Origin of the sequence: Gordonia amicalis NBRC 100051 = JCM 11271, assembly GCF_000332995.1 — a bacterium.
GTDB lineage: Bacteria > Actinomycetota > Actinomycetes > Mycobacteriales > Mycobacteriaceae > Gordonia > Gordonia amicalis.
Window position 1 is genome coordinate 1 of the sequence record NZ_BANS01000020.1, and the last position, 5,383, is coordinate 5,383.

Annotated in this window: 7 protein-coding genes; 1 reads left to right on the forward strand and 6 read right to left on the reverse strand. The window is 67.2% G+C overall.

Annotated features, from left to right (window positions below; genetic code table 11):
- The 4 genes from GOAMI_RS10780 to GOAMI_RS10795 form a co-directional block, all read right to left on the reverse strand.
- The coding region (locus GOAMI_RS10780; protein ID WP_006436531.1) for an IS481 family transposase at positions 1-909 on the reverse strand (909 nt) is incomplete at its 3' end.
- A 115-nt stretch (positions 910-1,024) separates the two neighbouring features.
- On the reverse strand, positions 1,025-1,678 hold the full coding sequence (locus GOAMI_RS10785; protein WP_006436532.1) for an RES family NAD+ phosphorylase: 654 nt from the start codon (positions 1,676-1,678) through the stop codon (positions 1,025-1,027).
- Positions 1,678-2,298, reverse strand: coding sequence for a hypothetical protein (locus tag GOAMI_RS10790; RefSeq protein ID WP_006436533.1), 621 nt, complete (start codon positions 2,296-2,298; stop codon positions 1,678-1,680). Before GOAMI_RS10790 ends, GOAMI_RS10785 begins: the two co-directional genes overlap by 1 nt.
- A 225-nt stretch (positions 2,299-2,523) precedes the next feature.
- A complete protein-coding gene (locus GOAMI_RS10795) occupies positions 2,524-2,937 on the reverse strand; it encodes a hypothetical protein (protein ID WP_006436534.1) in 414 nt (137 codons plus the stop codon).
- A 479-nt stretch (positions 2,938-3,416) separates the two neighbouring features.
- Between GOAMI_RS10795 and GOAMI_RS10800 the strand changes: the two genes are divergently transcribed.
- Complete coding sequence (locus tag GOAMI_RS10800; protein ID WP_006436535.1) at positions 3,417-3,995, forward strand: DUF2690 domain-containing protein; 579 nt, start codon at positions 3,417-3,419, stop codon at positions 3,993-3,995.
- 317 nt (positions 3,996-4,312) lie between these two features.
- On the opposite strand, the gene GOAMI_RS10810 is transcribed toward GOAMI_RS10800, so the two are convergent.
- Complete coding sequence (locus GOAMI_RS10810) at positions 4,313-4,735, reverse strand: hypothetical protein (protein WP_006436536.1); 423 nt, start codon at positions 4,733-4,735, stop codon at positions 4,313-4,315.
- Positions 4,736-4,783: 48 nt separating this feature from the next.
- Complete coding sequence (locus GOAMI_RS10815) at positions 4,784-5,038, reverse strand: hypothetical protein (RefSeq protein ID WP_006436537.1); 255 nt, start codon at positions 5,036-5,038, stop codon at positions 4,784-4,786.
- Between the last annotated feature and the right edge of the window lie 345 nt (positions 5,039-5,383).

The following is a 5,383-nucleotide window of genomic DNA, read 5'->3' on the forward strand; positions in this document are numbered from 1 at the left end:
GTGATGCAGCCAGATCGGGAATTGTAGGCAGCGTTCGGTGTCGCTGGTGTAGAGCCGGTCGTAGGCCCATTCGTCGGCCAGGGTGCGGTGAAACCGTTCGACCTTACCGTTGGTTTGCGGCCGATACGGCCGGGTTCGGCGGTGGATGATCGATGGTCCGAGCGCACCGGAGAATACATGCGACTTGTAGCAGGAACCGTTGTCGGTCAACACTTTCCGCACCTCGATCCCGCACTCGGCGAACCACTGCTGGGCGCGCAGCCAGAACTGAGCGGCGGTCTCTTTGCGTTCATCGGTCAGGATCTCCGAGTACGCCAACCGTGAGTGGGCATCGATGGCGGTGTGCAGGAAGTGATAGCCGCGCACGGGGGTGCGGTACTTGTTCTGCTTGCCGCTGCTCTTGTCGGCTCGGCTGTTACGGCGTCCGGCGGTGCGGCCGAGTTTGCGCCAGCCACCGCCGGCAGGGATCTTGCCGAGTTTCTTGACGTCGACATGCACCAGCTTACCCGGGTGATCAGCGGTAATACGGCGGATCACGCGCCCGGTCGGACGGTCCAGCCAGCGCAAACGAGCCAGGCCGTAGCGGGACAGCACCCGGTGCACAGTGGAAGGGTTCAGGCCGAGTAGGTAGGCGATGCGGGCTGGTCTCCAGCGGCGTAGGACGCGGACTTTGATGATGCGTCGTTCGGTGCGGGTCGGTGTGCGATTGGGGCTGCGATGCGGGCGGCTGCTGCAATCGACCATCCCGGCCGGCCCGTGTTCGCGGTAGCGGCGGGCCCAGCGTTGGGCGGTGGTCGGGGCGACCTGAAAGCGTTCAGCGGCACGGCGAATCGACCAACCATCCTCCACGACACGTCGAGCAAGACGTAGGCGACCCAGTTCGGTCAGTGGGGCGTTACGGTGGGACACGAAGACCTCCGAGTTGAGCGGTGCTTACCTAGGCAGTTCGCACTTCCTCGGAGGTCTTCGTCATGTCATCCCGCCACGCCGTACCTAACGTCCGTGGTTAGTGCAGCTAGGGACCTCAGACGACGCCGTAGCCCAGGCGTCGCGCGGCGCCGGCGATGCGAGCGGCGAGGTCGGGGTGGGTCAGGGGAAGGGACAGTTGCGGCCGGTGCGGCATGGCGGTCGCGGCCGGGGTGAACAGGGCCAGGCAGGGTGTGCCAGCGAATCGGCTGTTGTAGCGCAGGCCATCGATGTCGGGGTGGGCTTCGACGATGTGGCGGGCCCAGCGTTGGGTGATGCGGTGTTGGCCGGTCGACAGGGCGTAGGTGCCGCCGGCGCGGGTGGCCCAGGCGCCGGCGCTGTCGGTGGCAATGTCGATCACGGTGACGGGGCGGGCGAACGACAGTCCGGTGAGGTAGGGCTGCTCGCGGGCTCGGTCGATCGTGCGGTCGGTCTGGAAGGCCTCGACCAGCGCGCCGTCGGGGGTGGCGGCGCCGTACCAGACGCTTCGGCCGGTCGTGTCCTCACCGGTGGGTGAGTGGTGGGGGTCGAACCGCAGCACCGGGCCGTAGGTGCGGAGCGCGTTCCATGCCAGGACGTGGTTGCCGGCGGTGCGGTGCACGCGCCACCACACCTCGTCGATGCCGATGACTCGGACCTCGTCGCTACGCAAACCGAGGGCCCGAAGGTCTTCCGGTGCCGGCGGGTCAGGCAGCATCGGGGCTGGGGCCATCAGGCGGTCCAGTCGGCGAGTTCGAGCAGCTCGAGGACCGCCTCCACCGGTTCGCCGTGCAGCAGCCACTGCTTAACCGAGCTGGGCCGCCCATCGATGGAGAGCTGCGGGTGCGGCGACTCGAGGAATCCGGCGATCGCGGTGGCATGCAGTCCCCGAGTCAGCAGCCGCGGAAACACCCGCTCCAAGCCGCGGACGAACTCGATGCCGTCAGACTCGGTGTCATCAGACTCCGTGTCATCAGAGTCGGTGGTGTGGTGGAACTGCGGCGCCGGGAACACCCAGGAGCCGCCGTCGTCGAGCGCCCACAGCGTGTGGTTGAGACGCCGTTGACGTACCCGCGAATCCGAGACGCCCAACACGGCTGCGGCTTCCGCTGCGCTGTAGGCGGTGCTGTAGAGCCGCGCCATGTGCCCAGTCGTCTCCGCGGCGATCTGGGCGTAGTTCTCAGGGTCCTCGGTGAACCCTGCTGCATCGAGTAACCGGGCCTCGCCCTCGGTCAGCCGCGCCGCCCACGGTCGCTGCGCCGGCAATGTGCGCAAAGCCAAGACCAGATCCTTTCGAGCCATGCCGAAGCGGTCACGCAACAGCTCGTCGAGGTCCTCATCAACAGTGGACATCTCCTGCCCCTTCGCTCTGTCCTAACGGTTACAGATCTATTCTGTCACCGTTAGCACGGTAGGGCAAGTGTTCCCGTGCGCTCCAGGGGGTCGCGACGCCGACGAATCTACGTCGACGTCGCGCCCGTCCTATCCACATCAGACCGGGTGAGCGTTGCGATGCCCTACGGGGCGCTGCTCGTCATCGTGGGTGCACCGGTGGAGCGATCAGGGGCCCTGTGTGGATCATCGGCGACACTGCCACGAGTGCGCCCAGTTCGGGTTGGTGGTCACCGCGTAGGCACCGCTGCCGTACTTGAGTCGGCACGCACTGTTGGCGTCGACGGGACCGTTGTTGAAGTTGCCGAGGGCGGGGATCGTGCACACCCACGAGTAGGCGCTGTAGAGGTTCCAGGGCCCGGCGCTGGAGAGCACGTTGGTGCGATGCTTCCAGTTGCACCACCCCGCGAAATCGGGATTGCCCAGCACGGTGGCAGCCTGTACGGGGGCCGGCGGTGAGATCACCGCCTGAGTTGCGCCGGAGGCTGTTGCGATGGCGATCGCGCACGCAGCGGTGGTGAGGATCTTCTTCGTGGCGTTCTTCGCCTTGCTGTTCGCGGCGCCGAATCCGGCAGGGCGGGTCGTGGAGATCGATGACATGAGGGGTGTCCTTCCTGCGAGCGCCCGACGCGATCGCGCCGGGGCGGCGATGACATAACCTGTTCACCCGTCCATCCAGAAGGCCTCTGGACAGGATGGACAGTGGATGACCGCTCGCACCGCCACCCTGTTTGACTCCCCGCCCGATAGGAGCACCCGGTGACCGACCCCGACACTTCCTCACCCGGCGTTAACGGCGATTCCGTGGAGCAGTTCCTCACCGATCTCCGCCAACTCCGCGAACGACAGCCATCGCTGAGCTACGAGGCACTGGCTTCCAGGGCGAGGAACCGCGGGTACTCCAGGAGTAGTTCGGCGATGCACGCCGTCTACCGAGCCGACAAGCTGCCGACGCGCGAGACGGGTTCCGCCTTCGTTGTCGCCCTCACCGACGCCGCGACCGCGAGGAGTTCGACACGCGGTGGGTTGAGCTCAACGGCGGCGGCGACCCCGCAGCCTCCGACGAGGTCGACGGGTCGATGGTCCCGCCCCGTACTGCACCCGAGGTCGACGACGCTCAGGACCAGAAGCCCGAACCAAAGGGAACGCGCCGGGTGTGGTGGTGGGTGGTTGCGGTGCTCGTCGTCGTGATCAGCAACATCATCACGTGCCTGGTCACCATCGCCGTCGTGCGGCCAACGACGACCGACACCGCAGCAAACGCACCGGAGTCCGCGGGCGCGCCTCCGGCCGAACCCGTCCGCAACGGAATGAACCCCAACCAGCTGCCGCGCTGCCTTGACGACGTCCAGACCGTCGACAGCGCGACGAATGAGGCCTTCACCGTCAAGGTGAACTTCTCCGAACACTGCAACGCAGCGTGGGGCAAAGTCGAACGGATCGACGGTCGCGGCCTGGGCAACACAATTGGGATCCGCATCTACCCCGCCGCGGCGCCCGCCGACAGCACCACCGCGCAGCGAACCTCCGAGCGGGATGCCACCGCAGCGTTCACCCCGATCCTCGTGCGCACCGACCCCACCGAACGCCTCTGCGTGGAAGGCACCGTCACCGACGGCGCACGCACGATCCCCGCCGCCCGGCCCGTGTGTCTGTGACCTCCGTGGGCCGCGCCGACGATCGCGCAGCCGGGTCCGGCGAGCATGGCCGGAACACCTCGCACCCAGGTCGTAGACGTGTCGACGACCGAAAGTTCGAGCAGGGGATCGCGCACTCGCAGGCCGATGATCGCCAGGATCGCGACCCCGCACCCGAAGATCACGATGTCCCACACTGACCAGTCCCCGAAGAGGGCGGGCATGAGGGATTGCGATGAGCGCCAGCACAGCGCTGAGAGCGTCGCCGACATCCAGGGCGTTGCGATCGATCCGAAGCCAGGTCCACACCCAACCCAGGACGCCAACGCCGAGGCCGGTCAGGCGAGCGCAGCCGAAGGGCGATCGGTTCGTGTCGTCGAGTACATGGCCGCGGCGACGGCGAAACCGCCGGCCAGCATCACCAACAGCGACAGGCCCGGTCCAGACACCGGGATCAGCGCACCGAGGACCACCAGCGCGGCAATCGTGTTGGTGGTGGCGCGCAGGCGGGCCTGCTTGAGGGCCACCAGGACTGCGAGAGAGGCGGCCGCGACTGCGAGGCCGACCGGGATCAGCCACCGTCCGTAGGCGGCGCTCACGTCGAAGAGACCGCACAGGGTGATCACTGCCCCAACGAGCAGAGCGAGCGCACCGGCGGCCAGCGAGACGATCATGGCCAGGGTGAAACGCTCCTTCGGCGGCCCCAGATAATCGCGCCGCCACAGGACCCCGATGACAACGCTGATGACGGTCAGCACCACGACCAGAGCGCTCAGCAGCGCGTACTCGACCGGGCTGGCGTGGGTCAGTCAGACCTGTCCGGACAGGCGGGTGCCGGCGTTGAGGGTTTCGGTGTCGAGGCGGATCGGGCTGAATTCCTCGCCGGTCTCGCCGTCGACGGTGGGGTCGGCGTCGGGCAGGTCGTTGCTGTGGCTGGTGGATTCCTGTCCGAGGATGGTGTGCACCGACCCCGGTATCGGACCATCCGGCGGTGCTGTAGGGAGTAGGTGCAGGGTGTCGGCGGTGACCGGGATGACTTTGGAGACCACCAGTTTTCCGGACATGACCCGCGCGTTCGCGGCACCGCCGACAGCCGATCAGCGGCACCAACGTCTTGAGTTCGCGTTCCTGTTCGGGGGTCATCTCGCGGGTCCAACGGAGGTGTCTCTGCTGGTTGGACCGGTCGGTGGGGGCGGGTTTCGACGCGACGCCTCGCTTCGCTCGGTGTCGGCTCAACCGGCGTGTCGCGTGGTGCCGAATCCGGAGCTTGCGGAGGATGCGTCTCCTCCCGCTCCCTGAGGAGCGTCCGGAGCTTGCGGAGGATGCGTCTCGAAGGGCCTGGCGAGTTCGTCTCACCAGGCCCTTCGAGGCTCGTCGCTATCGCTCCTCGCACCTCAGGGAGCGAGGGG